This is a genomic window from Solwaraspora sp. WMMD791 (genome assembly GCF_029581195.1).
GTDB lineage: Bacteria > Actinomycetota > Actinomycetes > Mycobacteriales > Micromonosporaceae > Micromonospora_E.
In genome coordinates this window covers 6,526,192-6,545,808 of the sequence record NZ_CP120737.1, presented here as the reverse complement: position 1 = coordinate 6,545,808, position 19,617 = coordinate 6,526,192, and the positions used below count along the sequence as shown (strand labels likewise).

The 19,617-nt window shown below is 72.1% G+C and carries 14 protein-coding genes and 1 pseudogene; 1 reads left to right on the top strand and 14 read right to left on the bottom strand.

The features are described 5' to 3' along the window. Positions 1–64: 64 nt before the first annotated feature. The 12 genes from rimM to ftsY all read right to left on the bottom strand — a co-directional run bounded on the left by rimM (position 65) and on the right by ftsY (position 13,019). Positions 65–652, bottom strand: a complete 588-nt coding sequence (gene rimM / locus O7623_RS29530; RefSeq protein ID WP_282229645.1) for a ribosome maturation factor RimM — start codon at positions 650–652, stop codon at positions 65–67. A 2-nt stretch (positions 653–654) separates the two neighbouring features. Beyond that, positions 655–915, bottom strand: coding sequence for an RNA-binding protein (locus O7623_RS29525; protein WP_282229644.1), 261 nt, complete (start codon positions 913–915; stop codon positions 655–657). Further along, positions 890–1,345, bottom strand: coding sequence for a 30S ribosomal protein S16 (gene rpsP / locus O7623_RS29520; protein ID WP_282226192.1), 456 nt, complete (start codon positions 1,343–1,345; stop codon positions 890–892). The genes O7623_RS29525 and rpsP overlap by 26 nt, the downstream gene beginning before the upstream one ends. A gap of 241 nt (positions 1,346–1,586) precedes the next feature. After that, positions 1,587–2,258, bottom strand: coding sequence for a DUF402 domain-containing protein (locus O7623_RS29515; protein ID WP_282226191.1), 672 nt, complete (start codon positions 2,256–2,258; stop codon positions 1,587–1,589). A gap of 96 nt (positions 2,259–2,354) precedes the next feature. Next, positions 2,355–3,761, bottom strand: a complete 1,407-nt coding sequence (gene proS, locus O7623_RS29510; RefSeq protein ID WP_282226190.1) for a proline--tRNA ligase — start codon at positions 3,759–3,761, stop codon at positions 2,355–2,357. A 104-nt stretch (positions 3,762–3,865) separates the two neighbouring features. Continuing rightward, positions 3,866–4,951 carry an amidohydrolase family protein gene (locus tag O7623_RS29505; RefSeq protein WP_282229643.1) on the bottom strand — a complete coding sequence of 362 codons (1,086 nt, stop codon included), beginning with the start codon at positions 4,949–4,951 and terminating at the stop codon, positions 3,866–3,868. Between the two features lie 14 nt (positions 4,952–4,965). Continuing rightward, positions 4,966–6,525 (bottom strand): signal recognition particle protein, encoded by a 1,560-nt coding sequence (ffh, locus tag O7623_RS29500; protein ID WP_282226189.1) that lies wholly within the window; start codon positions 6,523–6,525, stop codon positions 4,966–4,968. 214 nt (positions 6,526–6,739) lie between these two features. Continuing rightward, positions 6,740–8,995 (bottom strand): [protein-PII] uridylyltransferase, encoded by a 2,256-nt coding sequence (locus O7623_RS29495; RefSeq protein WP_348775115.1) that lies wholly within the window; start codon positions 8,993–8,995, stop codon positions 6,740–6,742. Positions 8,996–9,014: 19 nt separating this feature from the next. Continuing rightward, positions 9,015–9,353 (bottom strand): P-II family nitrogen regulator, encoded by a 339-nt coding sequence (locus O7623_RS29490; RefSeq protein ID WP_282226188.1) that lies wholly within the window; start codon positions 9,351–9,353, stop codon positions 9,015–9,017. Between the two features lie 24 nt (positions 9,354–9,377). After that, positions 9,378–10,631 carry an ammonium transporter gene (locus O7623_RS29485; RefSeq protein WP_282226187.1) on the bottom strand — a complete coding sequence of 418 codons (1,254 nt, stop codon included), beginning with the start codon at positions 10,629–10,631 and terminating at the stop codon, positions 9,378–9,380. A 339-nt stretch (positions 10,632–10,970) separates the two neighbouring features. After that, positions 10,971–11,801 carry an aminoglycoside phosphotransferase family protein gene (locus tag O7623_RS29480; RefSeq protein ID WP_282226186.1) on the bottom strand — a complete coding sequence of 277 codons (831 nt, stop codon included), beginning with the start codon at positions 11,799–11,801 and terminating at the stop codon, positions 10,971–10,973. Between the two features lie 6 nt (positions 11,802–11,807). Continuing rightward, positions 11,808–13,019, bottom strand: coding sequence for a signal recognition particle-docking protein FtsY (ftsY, locus tag O7623_RS29475; protein ID WP_282226185.1), 1,212 nt, complete (start codon positions 13,017–13,019; stop codon positions 11,808–11,810). Positions 13,020–13,375: 356 nt separating this feature from the next. Between ftsY and O7623_RS29470 the strand changes: the two genes are divergently transcribed. Beyond that, positions 13,376–15,118 carry an alkaline phosphatase D family protein gene (locus O7623_RS29470; protein WP_282229642.1) on the top strand — a complete coding sequence of 581 codons (1,743 nt, stop codon included), beginning with the start codon at positions 13,376–13,378 and terminating at the stop codon, positions 15,116–15,118. A gap of 112 nt (positions 15,119–15,230) precedes the next feature. On the opposite strand, the pseudogene smc reads toward O7623_RS29470, so the two are convergent. Both smc and O7623_RS29460 read right to left on the bottom strand, forming a co-directional pair. Further along, positions 15,231–18,791, bottom strand: a pseudogene (gene smc / locus O7623_RS29465) (chromosome segregation protein SMC); the annotation flags it as partial. Between the two features lie 280 nt (positions 18,792–19,071). After that, on the bottom strand, positions 19,072–19,266 hold the full coding sequence (locus O7623_RS29460) for a hypothetical protein (protein ID WP_282226184.1): 195 nt from the start codon (positions 19,264–19,266) through the stop codon (positions 19,072–19,074). Positions 19,267–19,617 lie beyond the last annotated feature (351 nt).

The following is a 19,617-nucleotide window of genomic DNA, read 5'->3' as shown; positions in this document are numbered from 1 at the left end:
GCGTCGACGGCGATTCCGGGCCTGATTCAGCGGTCGATGTCACGGTCGCCCATTCGATGCCTGGTCACAGGTCGAACAGACCAGCCGGGGCGTCGACGACGACCCGGCCGCCGGGCAGGTCCACCTCCGGCACGATGGACCGGACGAACGGCACCAGCGCGGACCGGCCGTCCGGCCGACGCAGGACCAGCAGGTCGGACGCGGGAGCGTGGTCGATCCGGGTCACCTGCCCCAGGGTCTGGCCGTCCGGCGCGACCGCCGTCAGCCCGACCAGCTGGTGGTCGCGGAATTCGTCCGGATCGTCCGGATCGTCGACCTCGGCACTGTCGACGCAGAGCAGGACACCCCGCAGCGCCTCGGCGACGTCGCGGTCACCGACCCCGGCGAACTGCACCAGCGGCCGGCCCTGGTGCCAGCGCACCGACTCGATGGTGAGCCGGCTGGGCACCTCGAACCGGACCGCCCCGTCCGGCGACGCCCCGTCAGCGCCCGACGACGGAGCCGCAGCCGGCGGTGCGGGCCGCACCGCCGTCGAATCGGTGGTCAACACCGATCCGACGGCGAAGCGGATCTCCGGCTCGTCGGTACGCACCTCGACGGTGACCTCGCCACGGATACCGTGCGGACGGCCGATCCGGCCGACGATCAGCAGCATCAGTACGAGTCGACGATGTCGACGCGCACCCCGCGGCCGCCGACCGAGCCGATCACCTGGCGCAGTGCCTTGGCGGTCCGCCCGCCACGGCCGATGACGGTGCCGAGGTCCTCCGGGTGCACCCGTACTTCGAGGCGCTTGCCCCGACGGGAGTCGACCAGCCGGACCCGGACGTCGTCCGGGTGGGTGACGATCCCCTTGACCAGGTGCTCCAGCGCAGGCCGGAGGGCCATCTCAGGCCTGCTCACCGGAGCCCGCAGCGGCCGGCTCCTCGGTGACGGTCGCCTCGGCGGCGGGCTCGGCCTTCTTCTCCGCCTTCTTGGCCGGCTTGGCCGGGGTGTCCGCGACGCCGGCGGCGGCCTTCGCCTCGGCCTCGTAGGTGGCCTTCCGGTCGGCCCGCTCGGGGGCGACCAGCAGCGGCGGCGGCGCCGGCAGGCCCTTGAACTTCTGCCAGTCGCCGGTCTTCTCCAGCAGACGCTGGACGGCCTCGCTCGGCTGCGCGCCGACCGAGAGCCAGTACTGCACCCGGTCCGAGGTCACCTCGATCAGCGACGGGTTTTCCTTCGGGTGGTAGATCCCGACGAACTCGATCGCCCGCCCATCGCGCTTGGTACGCGAGTCGGCGACGACGATGCGGTACTGCGGGTTGCGGATCTTGCCCATCCGCAGAAGCCGGATCTTTACGGCCACGGTGTGTTCGCTCCTGTTGCGATCTTCACCAGCCCTCTGGGGCGGTGCGCGGGTGAACGCCGACCGGCACAGTGGGGTTGGGCCAGAGGCAGCTCGGGTGGACTGGATGACGTGCCCGGGTAGAGGGCGCCGGACACGCACCGGATACCAACACGCCATTCTGCCAGACGGTCGGCGGATCGCCACAACCGGTGGCCCGGTGCGTCGACCGAGCGTCGACCGCTGGCCGAGAACCGCCCGGCTACCCGCCGAAGGCGCCGCCGCCACCGGCCACCGGTGGCCGGTCCCAGCCGGGCGGAAGCGCAGCCGGCGGCTGCCATCCGGGGTCCGGCCGGAAGTCGCACCAGGTGCCGTCGAACGGGAACTGCCCGGCCTCGGCGATCGCGATCACCCGCCGGCCCTCGGCCCGGACCGCCGCCTCGTCGGCCACCCAGTAGTGCTCGGGGAAGGCGAGGCGCTCGACGAACTCCTCCTCGTCCTTCCATGTCCAGCTGAGGTCGGGACGGACCACGACGTCCAGGTCCTGATCCACCACGTCGACGCCGGCGAGGTCGTCGTCGACCCAGCGCACGCCGGGCTCCTCCAGGTTGACGTACCAGTTGAGGAACCGGCCGGCGTCGTCACGGAACCACCAGACCGAGTGGGCCGCGCCGGCCGGCAGGAACTTCAGCACCGGGGGCCCGAGCCAGCAGCCGTGCTTGATCCGGTACGAGCGGGTGATCCACTCGGTGAACGGCATGGCCCGCATGCCCCGGCCGTCGTCGGCGACCTCGTTCGCCACCGGTGTGCCCCGGTCGACCCAGAGCAGCAGGCCACGCTCGTCGTCGGCGACGACCCGGGCCGGTCGGACCCAGCCGAGCCGACCGCGCCGCACGTTCCGGTGCATGATCAACTGACCTGGCGCAAACCGCATCTCACTCCTTCGCTCACCCTGACCAACGACGACGACCGGCCCGCCGGACCGCTCCGGCGCGGGCGGGTGCGCGACCGGCGTACCCGCCGCCGGCGGTCAGTAGGAGCGCGCCAGCACCGCGGTCAGGTCCGGCTCGTCGTCGCTGTCCGGGACCGAGCCGTCGGGGCGCAGCAGGCACCGTACGGTGACGCCCTTGCCGTTCGCCTCGGCCTCACCGGCCGGGCCGACCCGCGACCACGGCACCCGGGCCCAGCCGGTCGCCGCCGCGGCGATCCCGTCGGCGAGATCGTCGACCTCGACCGTGCGCGACTCACGCAGCGCCAACGCCTGGTCGTGCAGGGCCTGCTGGTCGGCTTCGAGCGCCGCGCGGACCGCGCCGACCACGTCGGCGACCGGCACCGGGGTCTTCGACCCGTCGGTACGCCGGACCAGCACCGCGTTGCCGGCGGCCAGATCGCGCGGGCCCACTTCGATCCGTACCGGATAGCCCTTGAGCTCGGCGTCGACGGCCCGGCGGCCGAACGGGGTGTCGACCCGGTCGTCCAGGCCGACCCGCAGTCCGGCGTCGCGTAGGGCGTCGCGCAGCGTGACCGCCGCCTCGGTGACCCCGTCGCCGGCCTTGACGACCATCACGTACGCCTGGACCGGCGCCAGCCGGGGCGGCACCCGCAGGCCGTTGTCGTCGCCGTGCACCATGATCAGTCCACCGAGCATGCGGGTGGAGACCCCCCAGGACGTGGTCCAGGCGTGCTCGACGGTGCGCTCGGCCGAGGTGTAGGTGATGTCGAAGGCACGGGCGAAGTTCTGGCCCAGCTCGTGCGAGGTGCCCAACTGCAGCGCCTTGCCGTCGCCCATCATGCCTTCGAGGGTGTAGGTGCTGGTGGCGCCGGCGAAGCGCTCCCGGGCGGTCTTGCGCCCGACCAGCACCGGGATGCCGAGCACCTCGACCAGGAAGTCCTCGTACACCTCGTGCAGGATGCGCCGGGCGTAGGCGCGGGCGTCGACGAAGTCGGCGTGCGCCGTGTGCCCCTCCTGCCAGAGGAACTCGCTGGTGCGCAGGAACACCCGGGGGCGCAGCTCCCAGCGCACCACGTTGGCCCACTGATTGAGCAGCAGTGGCAGGTCCCGGTAGGAGTCGACCCACTTGGCCATGAACTCACCGATGACGGTTTCGCTGGTCGGCCGGACCACCACCGGCTCGGCCAGCTGCTTGCCGCCGCCGTGGGTCACCACGGCCAGCTCCGGGGAGAAGCCTTCGACGTGCTCGGCCTCCCGGCGCAGGTAGCTCTCCGGGATGAACAGCGGGAAGTACGCGTTCTCCGCCCCGGCCGCCTTGATCCGGTTGTCCAACTCGGACTGCATCCGCTCCCAGATGGCGTAGCCGGCCGGTCGGATCACCATGGTGCCGCGCACCGGGCCGTTGTCGGCGAGCTGCGCCTTGGCGATCAGATCCTGGTACCAGCGGGGAAAATCCTCCGCACGAGGTGTGAGCACGCGGGCCATGACCGGACATCCTATGCGCCGCCGGTGACGGGTCAGCGCAGGACCCGGCCGACGGGTCAGCGCAGCACCCGGCCGACGGGTCAGCGCAGCACCCGGCCGACGGGTCAGCGCAGCACCCGGCCGCGCAGGACGATCCGGTGCGGGGCGCGGACCACCCGCAGGTCGGTCCGGGGGTCGACGGGGTAGGCGACGAGGTCGGCGAGCCCGCCTTCGACCAGGCCCGGAAAGCCGAGCCAGTCGCGGGCGGCCCAGCTGGCGGCGGCCAGCACCGCTTCGGCCGGCATCCCCGCCCGGGTGTGCAGGGCGAGCATCTCGTCGGCGGCCCGACCGTGGTCGATCCCACCGCCGGCGTCGGTGCCGACGAAGATCGGCACGCCGGCGTCGTACGCGGCGCGGACCACGTCGGGGAAGCCGTCGCGCAGGGCGAGCATGTGGTCGGCGTACCGGGGGAACTTCTCCCGGGCCCGGTCGGCGATGCCACCGAACGTGGCGATGTTGATCATGGTCGGGATCAGGGCGGTCCGCCGCCGTGCCATCTCGTCGATCAGGTCGAGGCTCAGCCCGGTGCCGTGCTCCACCGAGTCGACCCCAGCCCTGACCAGGATCTCCACCGCCGCCTCGTCGAAGGTGTGCGCGGCGACCCGGGCCCCGGCGCGGTGCGCGGCGGCGATCGCCCCGGCCATCGCGTCGGCACCCCAGGCCGGGGCGAGATCCCCGGTGGAACGCTCGATCCAGTCGCCGACCAGCTTGACCCAGCCGTTGCCGGCCGCGGCCTGGGTGGTGACCGCGTCGGCCAGCTCCGCCGCCGCCACCTCGACGCCGATGTCGCGCAGATAGCGCCGGGGCGGCGCGACGTGCCGGCCGGCCCGGGCCAGTCGGGGCAGCTCCGGCTCGTCGTCGAGCTGCGGATACGGGTACGGCGATCCGGCGTCGCGGATGGCCAGGACACCGGCGTCCCGGTCGGCGTAGGCCAGCTGACGGGCCTCGTCGAGGGAGCCGATCGGCGCCCCACCCCGGGCGATGCCGATGTGGCAGTGCGCGTCGACCAGTCCGGGCAGGATGAACCCGCCGTCGACCACGGTCGTCGCCCCGGGCACCGGAGTCAGCGTCACCCGGTCACCGACCAGCCACAGGTCCCGGATGCGGTCCTCGGGCAGCACGACGCCGCGTACGTGCAGCGCGCCGGGCACGGTCACGGCGGCGTTCAGTCCTCGTCCTTGCGCTTGTTCAGCTTGTTGAAGTCGATCTTGGGGAGCTTGAACCCGGGGGGCAGGCCGCCGCCACCGCCCAGCGCGTTCGGGTCCAGGCCCGGCGGCAGCTGCGGCATCCCGCCGGGGAAGCCGGCCGGCAGCTGACCGCCGGTCCGCGGCCGGGCACCGCCGCCGCGGCCGCCCTTGGTGCCCTTGCGCTTGTTCTTCGGCGACTTGGTCGCCTTGCGCCGACCGCCACCGGGCAGCCCCATCATGCCGCCCATCTGCTTCATCATCTTCTGCGCCTCGGCGAAGCGGTTGAGCAGCTGGTTGACGTCCATCACGGTGACCCCGGAGCCGTTGGCGATCCGGGCCCGTCGGGAACCGTTGATGATCTTCGGGTTGGTCCGCTCCCCCGGCGTCATCGACCGGATGATCGCGGTGACCTTGTCGAAGTGCTTGTCGTCGACCTCGGCCAACTGGTCCTTCATCTGCCCCATTCCGGGCATCATCGCCAGCACGTTGGCGATCGGCCCCATCCGGCGCACCGCGATGAGCTGGTCGAGGAAGTCCTCCAGGGTGAACTGCTCGCCGCCCATCAGCTTGGCGGTCATCTTCTCTTTCTGATCGGCGTCGAAGGCCTGCTCGGCCTGCTCGATCAGAGTGAGCACGTCGCCCATGCCGAGGATCCGGCTCGCCATCCGGTCCGGGTGGAAGACGTCGAAGTCGCTGAGCTTCTCCCCGGTGGAGGCGAACAGGATCGGCTCACCGGTCACCTGCCGTACCGACAGCGCGGCACCACCACGGGCGTCGCCGTCGAGCTTGGACAGCACCACGCCGGTGATCCCGACGCCGTCGCGGAACGCCTCGGCGGTGCGCACCGCGTCCTGCCCGACCATGGCGTCGATGACGAAGATGACCTCGTCGGGGTCGACCGCGTCGCGGATCGCCGCCGCCTGGGCCATCATCTCGGCGTCGATACCGAGCCGACCGGCGGTGTCGACGATGACGATGTCGCGGGCGGTCCGGCGGGCGTGCTCCAGCGACGCCTTCGCCACCGCGACCGGGTCGCCGACCCCGTTGCCCGGCTCCGGGGCGAAGACCTCCACTCCGGCCCGGCCACCGAGCACCTGCAGCTGGCCGACCGCGTTGGGCCGTTGCAGGTCGGCGGCGACCAGCAACGGCTGGTGCCCCTGGGCCTTGAGCCAGCTGGACAGTTTGCCGGCGAGCGTGGTCTTGCCGGAGCCCTGCAGGCCGGCCAGCATGATCACCGTAGGCGGCTGCTTGGCGAACCGCAGCCGGCGCTGCTCGCCACCGAGGACCGCGACCAGCTCCTCGTGCACGATCTTGATGACCTGCTGGGCCGGGTTGAGCGCCTGGGACACCTCCGACCCACGCGCCCGCTCCTTGATCCGGGCGATGAAGGACTTCACCACCGGCAGCGCGACGTCGGCCTCCAGCAGCGCCAGCCGGATCTCCCGCGCGGTGGCGTCGATGTCGGCGTCGGTGAGCCGCCCCTTGCCCCGGAGCTTGCCGAAGATCCCGGACAGCCGATCACTCAATGTGTCAAACACGACGCAACATCCCGTACGTTGATCCGGCAGGTCAGGTTCACAGCGGCATCGGAGGGGCTCGACACCGGCGACCACGCAAGCCTAACCGCCGCATGCACCGCCCGCTCCACCCTACTGGCAGCCCCCATGATCACGACGATCTTGCGCTTGTCGACGGACAAACCGGACAGAAGTTCTCGATGAGTGCAAGATCGCCGCGATCATGGGGAGAGAATCAGCGGGCGGCGGCCAGCACTGCGGCCGCCAGCCGGTCCCGTTCGGCGTCGTCCGGCCAGCCACCCACGAGATAGAAGGTGTCCACCACGTCGCCGCCGAGGGTGGAGATCCGCGCGGCCCGCACCTGGGCACCGGCCTCGTCCAACGCGCTGGTCACCCGGTACAGCAGGCCGGCCGAGTCGGCCGCCCGCAACTCCAGCACCACCGCGTCGGTGGCCGCCTCCCGGTGCCAGACCACCCGGGGGTCGGCGCCGGACCGACGGGCCGCCATCGCCCGCCCACGCAGCCGCTGGGTGACCGACACGTCGCCGGTGACCGCCCGGCGTAGGTCGGCGGCGAGCGCGATGCGCTCCGGCGGACTGCCGTAGCGGGGCTGCACCCGGAACTCGACCAACGCCCGGCCGTCGACGGTGGAGGCGTCGGCGGTCAGCACGTCGAGCCGGTGCAGCGACAGGCAGCCGGCGACTGCGGCGAGCAGTCCGTGCCGGTCGGCGGCGGCCACCGCGACCCGGTCGTCGCCGTCGATGTGCACGGCCGGCAACGGACCGGCGACCAGCGCCGGGTCCGGCTGCGGCGGCTGCGGCAGGACCCCGGTGTCGAGTGCGGTGTGCACCCGGCGGACCAGTTCGGCGATCAGCCGGCCCTTCCAGTCCGACCAGGCGGCCGGACCGGTGGCCTGTGCGTCGGCCCGGGCCAGCCCGTGCAGCAGGCTCAGCGTGGTGGTGTCGCCGACCGCCTCGGCGACCTGCGCGATGGTCACCGGGTCGCTGAGGTCGCGCCGGGTGGCCACCTCGGGCAGCAGCAGGTGCAACCGGACCAGCTTGTCGATCAGGTGGACGTCGGCCGGCGGCAGCCCGACCCGGGCGGCGATGCCGGCGGCGATCGGCGCGCCGACGGTGCTGTGGTCGCCGGGCAGACCCTTGCCGACATCGTGCAGGAACGCGCCGAGCAGCAGCAGGTCCGGGCGGTCCACCTCCCGGGTGTACGCGGTGGCCTCCTGCGCCGCCTGCACCAGGTGCCGGTCCAGGGTGAACCGGTGCACCGGATTGTGCTGCGGCAGGCTGCGCAACCGGGGCCACTCCGGCAGCCAGCCGTCGACCAGCCCGTACCGGTCGCAGGTTTCCCAGGTGGGCACCAGGCCGGGACCGGCACCGAGCAGGGTGATCAGCGCGGCGCGGGCCGAGTCCGGCCACGGCGCCGGCAGCGGCGGGCAGTACGCGGCGAGCCATTCGCAGGTGGCCCGGGCGATCGGCAGCCGGCTGGTGGCGGCGGCCGCCGCGACCCGCAGCGACAGGCTGGGATCGGGGCGGGCGCCGATCACGGTACGGGCGAGGACCAGTTCACCGTCGTGCTCGACGACGTCACGGGCCACCGGGCGGCGCACCGGCGGTCCGCCGCCTCGACGGCGGCCCGAGCGCAGCCGCTCGGCGCTGCGCCAGGCGTCGTCGAGGGCGTGGGTGATGGTGCGGGCGTCGGAGGCGACCCGGCGCAGCAGGGTGTCCGGGTCGTCCAGGTCGAGCAGGCCGGCGACGGTGGCGCGTTCCTGGGCGACCAGCCGGTCCACCCGGCGACCGACGGCGACGTGCAGCGCGTCGCGGGTGTCCAGCAGCCGCAGGTGGGCGGCGCGGGCGGCCGGACGCATGCTGTCGGCTATGCCAGCCAGAGCGATGCCGCGCAGGATGCCGACGTCGCGCAGCCCGCCGGCGGCCTCCTTCAGGTCGCCTTCGAGAAGGAAGGCCAGCTCGCCGTGGGTGCGCCAACGGGACTCGGTGACCTCGCGCAGCGCCGGCAGCTGCCGTACGGCGGTGCGCCGCCACTGGTCGGTCGCGGCGGCCTGCAGATCGGCGGTGAGCTCCCGGTCGCCGGCGACGTGCCGGGCGTCGAGCAGGCCGAGCGCGACCTTGACGTCGTCGTGGGCGACCGACAACGCCTCCGGCAGGGTACGCACCGAGTGGTCCAGCCCGAGCCGGGCGTCCCAGATCGGATACCAGATCCGGGCCGCCAGTTCGTCCATCCCGGCGACCCCCCGGTGCAGCAGCACCAGGTCGAGATCGCTGTACGGGGAGCACTGCAGTCGGCCGAGCCCGCCGACCGCCACCAGGGCGATGCCGGTCAGCCCGGCCGGCATCAGCGCGGTCAGCCAGACGTCGAGCGCCGCCGCCCGCTCCACGCGGGCGGCGGCGCCGATGCCGTTGGACAGCGACGGGCCGGGGCCGGCCGCTGCGCGGTGCCGGACCCCGACTCCGTCGGTCATCTGTCCTCCAGTCGCCGGATCAGAGCGCGTCGAGACCGCGCTCGCCGGTACGGACCCGGATGACGTCCTCGACGGCCGTCACCCAGACCTTGCCGTCACCGATCTTCCCGGTACGGGCTGCCGTGACGACCGCGTCGACGACCTTCTCGACGTCGATTTCGTCGGTCAGCACCTCCACCCGGATCTTCGGCAGGAACTCGACGGTGTACTCGGCACCCCGGTACACCTCGGTGTGGCCCTTCTGCCGTCCGTACCCCTGGACCTCGCTCACGGTCAGCCCGGCCACGCCGAGGGCGTGCAGAGCCTCCTTGACCGCGTCGAGTTGGTACGGCTTGATGACCGCGGTCACCAGCTTCATGTCTAAGCCCTCCATCAGGGAACGTTAACCGGCGACCTTCTCGCTGACCGGAGCGGACTCACCCGTCGCGGCGGGCGCCTTCCCGATACCTGCGGCGGCGAAGCCACCACCCGAGGTGCTGCTGAACTCGTAGGCGCTCTCCGCGTGCTCGGCGGTGTCGATCCCCTCGACCTCGGCGTCGGGCTTGAGCCGGAAGCCGATGGTCTTGTCGATCGCGAAGCCGATGATGTAGGCGACGATGAACGAGTAGACCAGCACCGCGACCACACCGAGCGCCTGCAGGCCGAGCAGGCCGATGCCGCCGCCGTAGAGCAGTCCGGCGTTGCCCTCACCCGCGAGGACCTCGACGGCCAGGAAGCCGATCAGCAGCGAGCCGATGATGCCGCCGACCATGTGCACGGCGACGACGTCGAGCGAGTCGTCGTAGCCGAGCTTGTACTTCAGGCCGACCGCCAGGGCGCAGATGACACCGGCGATGATGCCGAGGGCGATGGCGCCGAGCGGCTCCAGGAACGCACAGGCCGGGGTGATGGCGACCAGACCGGCGATGGCGCCGGAGGCCGCACCGAGGGTGGTCGGCTTGCCGTCGCGCAGCCACTCGACCACGATCCAGCCGAGGACCGCGGCGGCGGTGGCCACCTGGGTGTTGATGAAGGCGACTGCCGCGGTGCCGTTGGCGGCACCAGCGGATCCGGCGTTGAAGCCGAACCAGCCGAACCACAGCAGGCCAGCACCGAGCAGGACCATCGGCAGGTTGTGCGGCTTGAACTTGTCCTTCGGCCAGCCGACCCGCTTGCCGAGGACGAGGGCAAGCGCCAGGGCCGCCGCACCGGCGTTGATGTGCACCGCGGTGCCACCGGCGAAGTCGAGGACGCCGAGTTCGAAGATCCAGCCACCGCCCCATACCCAGTGGGCGACCGGGAAGTAGACCAGGGTGGCCCAGAGACCGGCGAAGAGCAGCCACGGGCCGAACCGGGCCCGGTCGGCGATCGCGCCGCTGATCAGGGCGACGGTGATGATGGCGAACATCATCTGGAAGACGACGAAGAGCAGGTCCGGGATGCCACCTTCGGTGCCGGACTCGAGCATGCCACGCAGGCCGGCCATCGACAGGTCACCGGTGATGCCACCGAGGTCGTCGCCGAAGGCGATGCTGTAGCCGTAGAAGACCCACAGCAGGCTGACCAGGCCGATCGCCCCGAAGCTCATCATCATCATGTTGAGCACGGACTTGGACCGCGTCATGCCACCATAGAACAGCGCCAATCCGGGCGTCATGAGCAACACCAGGGCGGCGGAAGTCAAAATCCAGGCGGTGGCACCAGAATCTAGTTCCGGCACGCTGCCTCCTCTCAGTTGGAAACAAAACCGGCACCAAGAGGCAGCATCGCCCGCTCGCCGGTTGCGCGAAGCTTGCTGGGCTGCTGTTTCACTTACGGTGCCCGAGCCGTTTCCGGCACGTGACGGGTTGTTTCCAACATGTGAAGAAAGCTTCACTATCCGAAGTTCAGGCGGGGGCATATCAGCCGAATAGCCACCACCGCGTGTCTGGAAGACGACACAGCCTTGCCATTGGCCGCATCGACGATGCCGAGCGGTGGACCCGTCCCGGACCGGTCAGCGCAAGGCGTACTCGAGAATGTGCCGTTCGTAGTCCAGCAGCCGAAGATCGCGCATCGGACGACGAAGGTGACCCTTGTGCACGATCCGGACGAACGCCGGATCCCCCGCCGCCGCCATCCGCCGAATCCCCTCGACGTGGTCGACCACCCGTTTACGGATCGTCCGGATCAGCCGGTGCCGGTCGCGCGGAATCAGACCGTAGGCGTCGGCGAACAACCGCAGCCGACGGGGCCGGTCCGGGTGGCGCCAGCCGAGGGTGTAGGAGTCCCGGTCGGAGAAGAGCGGCACCCAGGTCCACGCCGCGTACGCCACGTCGTAGATCCGCGCACCCGGCGAGGCCAGGTCGAAGTCGATCAACGCGAGGGTGCCGTCCGGCCGCCAGATCACGTTGTGCGGCGCCGCGTCGTGGTGACAGATCACCTCGGTGTCCGGCGGCGGCGGTCCGAACGAGCGCCACACGGCGCTGCGCGGCGGGTTGAAGCCGTACTGGGCGTCGTGGAACATCCGCAGCATCGTCGCGACGGTGACCAGCGCCTCGTCACTGACCCAGTGCGGGGCCAGCGGGTACTCCCCGCACTCCCCCTCGACGTACGACAGCACCTCACGGTTGCGCTCGTCCATCCCGAACACCCGTGGGGAGCCGGTGAACCCGACGTACTCCAGGTGCCGCAGCAGGGCGTGCACCGACGGGGTCCACGGGCCGACGTTGCGCCGGACGGTGTCACCGACCCGCACCACGGTGCTGACGTTGCCGCCGCGCAGCGGGATCTCATGCTGGGTCACGTACGGTCGTCCGAGACGTGGCTCCTGATCGCGGTACGTCACCCGGGGCTACGCATCCGTTCCACGTGACTCGACACCCATCAGGGCGTCGACGAACTGCGCCGGATCGAACGGGGCCAGGTCGTCGGGGCCTTCCCCGAGCCCGACCAGCTTCACCGGGATACCGAGTTTGCGCTGCACCGCGATGACGATGCCCCCCTTGGCCGTGCCGTCGAGCTTGGTCAGCACCACCCCGGTCACCTCGACCGCCTCGGTGAACACCCGGGCCTGTTCCAACCCATTCTGCCCAGTGGTGGCGTCGAGCACGAGCAGTGTCTCGTGCACCGGACCGTGCTTGCCGACCACCCGCTTCACCTTGCCGAGCTCGTCCATCAGCCCGATCTTGTTCTGCAGCCGGCCGGCGGTGTCGATCAGGACCGCGTCGACCTTGGTGTCGATGCCGCGCTTGACCGCGTCGAACGCGACACTGGCCGGGTCGGCACCCTCCGGCCCACGGACCACCTCGGCGCCGACCCTGGTCGCCCAGGTCGTCAGCTGGTCGGCGGCGGCGGCCCGGAAGGTGTCCGCCGCACCCAGCAGCACACTGCGCCCGTCGGCCACCAGCACCCGGGCGATCTTGCCGCAGGTGGTGGTCTTGCCGGCACCGTTGACCCCGACGACCAGCACGACGCTCGGCTCACCGGAGGTGTTCAACGCCCGGTCCAGCTGCGGATCCAGGGCGGCGACCAGCTCCTCGGTGAGCAGCGCCCGCAGCTCGTCGGCGCTGCGGGTGCCCAGCACCCGGGTGCGTTCGCGCAGCCGGTCGACGATCTGGCGGGTCGCGTCGATGCCGACGTCGGCGGAGATCAGGCTCTCCTCGATCTCCTCCCAGACATCCTCGTCGAGCCGGTCCCGGGAGAGCAGGCTGAGCAGACCCTTGCCGAGCAGACCCTGCGACCGCGACAGCCGGGTCCGCAGCCGGACCAGTCGACCGGCGGTCGGCTCGGGCCGCTCCAGCACCGGCCCGGTCGGCGCGACCGGCTCGGCCGGGGCCTGGTCGGGCTCCGCCGGCGGTGCCGGCGGACGCTGCTCGACGGCGATGCCGGCCGGCCGTTCACCCTCGTCGACCACTGGGGGCCGCTGCTGCGGCCCGACCTCGCCGGGGGTCGTCGGCGGCGCTGGTGGCAGCGGCGGCTGCCGGCGCAGGCGGGGCACCACCAGCCCCAGGCCGGCGAGCAGCAGCACGCCGAGCAGGATCGCGGCGAGGACGAGGTAATCCATGCGGAAATCCTGACAGATGGCTGTCGGCGCGTCCCGCCCACCGTACCCAATTGGGCCCCGACGCCCACGGTTTACAGTGTCGCCGGCAGATCGTACGGTCGCGGGCCTGGGTACCCGGGCCAGGTCGCGGGTACAAAGGGACCGATCACCCGGGCTCGCGAAAGGTCGACCATGTTCCGACGTACCACCGGCGCGGCGTCCGCCACGCCCACGGCGGCCCTGCGGCCCGTGCCGACGGCGACCTCGCGGCCCGTGCCGACGGCGACCCTGCGGCCGTTGCGGTGACCGGGGCCGTCCCCGGCCCGGCCCAGGCCGACCGGCCGGTGCCCGACGACCACACCGCCGGGCCACCCCAACTGCTGGTCGGCCCGCTGCTGCGGCGGGTGGTCGCCGACCGGGCGACGATCTGGGTGGAGACCAGCGCTCCGACCACCGTACGGGTGGTCACGGACGGCCCGGCGGGTGGTGCCGCGGCCACGTTCAGCGCGTTCGGGCACCACTACGCGCTGGTCGTCGTCGACGGGCTGCCGCCCGGGACCAGCACCCGCTACCAGGTCCTGCTGGACGACCGGCAGGTCTGGCCGGAGCCGGACCAGCGGTACCCGGCGAGCGTGATCCGGACCCGCCGGGCCGACGACGCAGACCAGCAGGTGCGGTTGCTCTTCGGTTCCTGCCGGGAGACCACCCAGCATTCCACCGCACGCCGGCTGCCACCGGACGCGCTGGACTCCTACGCCCGCCGGTTGATGGAGCTGGACCCGGCCGACGACGCCTGGCCGGACCTGCTGATGCTGCTCGGCGACCAGGTGTACGCCGACGAGACCTCGCCGGTGATCCGACGGTTCCTGCGCCACCGTCGCCGACACCGGGGGCTGCCGCCCGGTGCGCCGGACGACCAGGTGGTGAGCTTCCCCGAGTACACCCGGTTGTACCTGGAGTCGTGGCGGGATCCGGAGATCCGCTGGCTGCTGTCGACCGTACCGAGTGTGATGATCTTCGACGACCACGAGGTGATCGACGACTGGAACACCTCGGCCGCGTGGCGGGCCGAGATGCGCGGAGAGGCCTGGTGGGCCGAACGGATCAGCAGCGGGCTCGCCTCATACTGGGTGTACCAGCACCTTGGCAACCTGAGCCCGGACGAGATCGCCGCCGATCCGGTCTACCGGGCGGTCACCGGCGTCGAGGACGCCACCGAGGTGCTGCGGGAGTTCGGCACGCGGGTGGACGCCGAGGCCGACGTGGCACACGACCAGCGCCAGTGGTCCCAGGTGCAGTACCAGTGGAGCTACGCGCTGGACCTCGGCCGGACCCGGGTGGTCGTGCTCGACAACCGGTGCAGCCGGGTGCTGCGGCCCGGGGCCCGCAGCATGCTGCCGGCCGGCGAGTGGGCGTGGTTCACCGACCAGGTGCACGGCGACTACGACCACCTGGTCGTCGGCTCGTCCCTGCCGTGGCTGATGCCGCACGGCATCCACCACCTCGAAGCCTGGAACGAGAAGCTCGCCGACTCACCGCGTCGCACGGTGGCGACGGTCGCCGAGTGGCTGCGCCAGAGCGTGGATCTGGAGCACTGGGCCGCCTTCCAGCGCTCCTTCGACGCCCTCGGCCAACTGTTCGCCCGGGTCGGCTCCGGGCAACGCCAGACCGCCGAAGCCGGTGCTGGTGCCGGTGCCACACCGCCGGCCCGGGTGGGTGCCGGGCCGGCGTACCCGCCACCGGCGTCGATCAGCGTGCTCTCCGGTGACGTGCACCACTCGTACGTGGCCCGCGCGGCGCTTCCCGGCGAGGTGCACACCCCGGTGCACCAGCTGACCTGTTCGCCGATCCACAACCAGGTACCGGCGGCGATGCGTCCGCTGATGCGGCTGGGCTGGTGGCGGGGTCCGGCGACGGCGGTACGCGCGTTGGCGCGCGCCGCCGGGCTGCCCGCGCCGTCGCTGCGGTGGCGCAAACTCGACGGGCCGTACTTCGGTAACGCGGTGAGCACCCTGGTGCACGACGGCCCCGCCGCCGAGGTGCTCCTCGAAGGCACTGGCAAGGACGGTCAGCTGCGGACGGTGGCGCGACGGCGGCTCACTGATCCGCCGCCGCGCTGACCTCCACCGGGGCGCTGACCTCCACCGGGGCGCTGTCGTCCTCGACCGGGGTGCCGACCTGCGTCGCTTGGCCTGCCTGGGTCGGGGCGGGCCGGGACTCGTCGGCGGACTTCAGCCGCTGGCTGATCACCTGGGTCACCCCGTTGCGCATGGTGACGCCGTACAACGCGTCCGCCACCTCCATGGTGCGCTTCTGGTGGGTGATGATGATCAGCTGGCTGCGGTCGCGCAGCTGCGCCATCAGGGTGATCAGCCGGCCGAGGTTGACGTCGTCCAGGGCCGCTTCGACCTCGTCCATGATGTAGAACGGGCTCGGCCGGGCCCGGAAGATGGCCACCAGCATCGCGACCGCGGTCAGCGAGCGTTCCCCGCCGGACAGCAGCGACAGCCGCTTGATCTTCTTCCCGGGTGGCCGTGCCTCCACCTCCACCCCGGTGGTCAGCAGGTCGTCGGGGTCGGTGAGCACCAGCCGACCCTCCCCGCCGGGGAACAGCACCGTGAACACCTGCTCGAACTCGCGGGCGGTGTCGGCGTACGCGCTGGCGAAGACCTCCAGGATCCGGGCGTCCACGTCCGAGACCACGGTGAGCAGGTCCTTGCGGGTCGCCTTGAGGTCCTCCAGCTGGTCGGACAGGAACTTGTAGCGCTCCTCCAGCGCGGCGAACTCCTCCAGCGCCAGCGGGTTGACCTTGCCGAGCAGGGCCAGTTCCCGCTCGGCCTTGGCCGAGCGCTTCTCCTGGGTGGCCCGGTCGAACGGCACCGGGACAGGCTCCGGTCTGCCGTCGGCGGCGGCCGCCGCCACCTGGGCCTGCGTCGGCGGCACCGGCTGATGCGGACCGTACTCGGCCAGCAGCGTCTCCACGTCCAGGGAGAAGTCCTCGGCCGCCTTGGCTTCCAGCTGCTCGATCCGCAGCCGTTGCTCCGCGCGGGCCACCTCGTCGCGGTGCACCGCGCTGGTCAGCCGCTCCAACTCGGCCCCGAGGCGTTTCGCCGCGCCGCGTACCTCCTGCAGCTCGGCTTCCCGCGCGGCCCGCGCGCCGGCGATCTCGTCGCGGGTGCGGGCCGCCTCGACCAGCGAGTCGGCCAGCCGGCCGAGCGCGAACCGGGCACCGGCGGTGACCGCCCGGGCGATCTGCGCACCCCGGGCACGGGCGGCCCTGCGTGCGGCGGCCCGTTCCCGCGCGGCCCGTTCGGCCGCCGCCTGCCGCAGCAGCGAGTCGGCCCGGCCGGCGATCGACGAGACCCGCTCCTCGGCGGTACGGACGGCGAGCCGTACCTCCATCTCGTTCTGCCGGGCACCGGGCAGCATCGCGGCGAGTTCGTCACGCTCCGCTGTCGACGGATCCTCGTCGATCGGTGTCGCTTCGGCCAGCTCCAGCCGCTCCTCCAGCTCCGCCAAGGTGGCCAGGTCCCGTTCCCGGGCCTCGGTGGCCTTGTCCCGCGACGCGGCCAGGCGCTGCGCCTCGGCGTGCGCCGACCGGGCGGCGGCGCCGAGTTCGGCCAGCCTGCGGGCGGCGGCGTTGCGTTGGCCTTCGGCCTGCCGGCGGGCGGCGGCGGCCTCGGCGACCTGTTCCTTGCACTCCGCCGCGCGCTGGCGTGCCTCGGCCAGCTGCGCGCTGAGCTCGGTGGCGGCCGCCTCGGCGGTCAGCCGGTTGGTGCGGGCCTCTTCGACCGCCGCCTGCACCTCGATGAAGCTCGGTGCCTTGGCGGAGCCACCGGCGGCGCTGTACGCCCCCACGATGTCGCCGTCGGGGGTGACCGCCCGCAGCTGCGGATGGTCGGCGACGGCCCGGGTGGCGGCGGCCAGGTCGGCGACCAGGATCACGTCGCGCAGCGCCCAGTGCAGGGCCGGCCGCAGCTGCTCGGTGCAGGTGATCACGTCGGGGGCCCAGGTCGCGCCGGCCGGCAGCGCCGGCCGCAGCGCGTCGGCCGAGCCGATCATGCCGGGCCCGGCCGCGCCGGCCACGACCAGGGCGGCCCGGCCCGAGTCCTGGATCTTCAGCAGCCGCATCGCCTCGGCGGCCTCGTCGACGCCGGTGACCGCGACCGCGTCGGCCAGTGCGCCGAGCGCCGCCGCCAGCGCCGCCTCGTGGCCGGGGGCGACCGTCAACATGCTGGCCAGGCTGCCCAGCAGACCGGGTACCTGGTCGGCGCGGGCCAGCAGCTCACCGGCGCCGTCGGCCCGACGCAGCCCCATCGCCAGGGCGTCCTCGCGGGCCTTCCAGGTGGCCGCTTCCTTCTCGGCCCGCCGCTCGGCGTCGGAGAGTTCGCGGACCTGCGCGGCGGCGGCGTCGTGCGCGGCGACCGCCTCGGCGTGCCGGGCGTCGAGATCGGCGTTGTCCCGGTCGGCCTCGGTGGACGACTCGGCGGCGAGGTCCAGCTCCTGCTGGGCGTGGTCGGCCCGCAGCTGGGCGTCGGCGTGCGCGGCGGTGAGCCGGGCGATCTCCTCGGCGGAGCTGGAGGTGCGGGCCCGTGCGGAGTTGACCTGGCCGGTCAGCCGGGCCAGGCCCTCCCGCCGGTCGGCGATCGCCTTGGCCGCCGCGACCAGCGCCCGTTCGGCCTGCGCCAGCTGGGCTTCGAGCTGCTGGCGGCCCTCCACCGCCTCGGCGAGCCGGATCTGGTCCTCGGTGAGCGCGGCCCGCAGTTCCTCCTCCTGCTCACGGATCCGTTCCGCCTCGGCGGTGAGCTGGTCCGGGTCCCGGCCGGGTCGTTCGTCGTCGGGCAGCACCGACAGGTGGCGCAGCCGCTCGCCGGCCAACTGCTCGGTGGAGCGGAACCGTTCCTGCAGGGCGGCGAGCTTGTACCAGGTGTCCTGGGCGGCGGCGAGCAGCGGCGCGTCCTCGGCGAGCGCGGCCTCCAGTTCGGCGAGCCGGCTCTGCACCTCGGCGTGCTCGGTCTCCACCTCGGCACGCCGCTGCCGCAGCGCCGTCTCGTCGGCGATCTCCTTGTCCAGAGTGGTCCGTAGGGTGGTGAGGTCGTCGGCGAGCAGCCGCAGCCGGGCGTCGCGCAGGTCGGCCTGGATACCGGCGGCCCGCCGCGCCACCTCGGCCTGGCGGCCCAGTGGTTTGAGCTGGCGGCGCAGCTCCGCGGTCAGGTCGGTCAGCCGGTCCAGGTTGGTCTGCATCGCGGTGAGCTTGCGCAGCGCCTTTTCCTTGCGCTTGCGATGCTTGAGTACGCCGGCCGCCTCCTCGATGAAGGCCCGCCGGTCCTCCGGTTTGGCGTGCAGTACGGCGTCGAGCTGCCCCTGGCCGACGATGACGTGCATCTCGCGGCCGATACCCGAGTCGGACAGCAGCTCCTGGATGTCGAGCAGCCGGCAGGAGTTGCCGTTGATCTCGTACTCGCTCTCACCGGAGCGGAACATCCGGCGGGTGATCGACACCTCGGTGTACTCGATCGGCAACGCCCCGTCGGTGTTGTCGATGGTCAGGGTCACCTCGGCCCGGCCCAACGGTGCCCGACCGGCGGTTCCGGCGAAGATGACGTCCTCCATCTTGCCGCCGCGCAGCGCCTTGGCACCCTGCTCGCCGAGGACCCAGGCGATGGCGTCGACGACGTTGGACTTGCCGGAACCGTTGGGACCGACCACGCAGGTGATCCCGGGTTCCAGCTTCAGGGTGGTGGCGGAGGCGAAGGACTTGAAGCCCTTCACCGTCAGGCTCTTGAGATGCACGGTCCGATTCCTCGTCCGACGGGTCGCCGGGCGGCCGTCAGTCCTGGTCAGTCGGCCGTCAGTCCTGGTCAGTACCGCACAGGCTAACCTGTCGCCGCTCCTGCCAGCGGATACGTAGGGTGTCGGCGAGCCGGGGCCGGCGGGACGACCCGGAGCCGGGAGGCGACCCGGGACAAAAAGCTGCGCGCCGCCACTGATGTGTCGGCGCGCGGTGTGGTGCCTTCGATCGTCGGTCCGGGCACTGGCGGTGGGCGCCGGCCGTCACCGGCGCCCGTCGGGATCAGGTGAGTGCGGGCTCCGCAAGCCGCAGCAGGTCGTCGGATTCGGCGACCGCCGCAGCGAGCCGGTCGTTCTCGGCCCGCAGCCGGGTGATCTCGAACTCCAGTGCCTGTACCCTGGCACGCAATCTGGTGACCTCGTCGAGCAGGCGCCGGTCGGGTGCCGCACCAACGTGGCCGTAGAGGGCCTTCGCCATTTCGTCTCCTTGTAATGCGCTGCCGGAAAGGCCGGCCAACGCGCGCCCGTGAATCCTCGCGACTGTCAACCCTCGGGCATGCGAGGGCACGACTGGGCGCGACTGGCGACACCCCTATGTTCCGCCGAAGTCATCGCTTCGTCAAGTTCCACCAGACGAGGATCACCACATCATCTACCGAATCTATCGCCCAAAAGGTACGAAGGGCGGCGGTTTTGCGGCACAGGTCACACCAGCCTCACCCTCCGTACGGGCGGCTCCGGGTGACGACCTGCCCGCCTTATCTCTTCCTTAGCGGGATCGCCGGTTTCCCTTAGCACCGTTGCCGATCGTCCCTATCGGTCCGTAGCG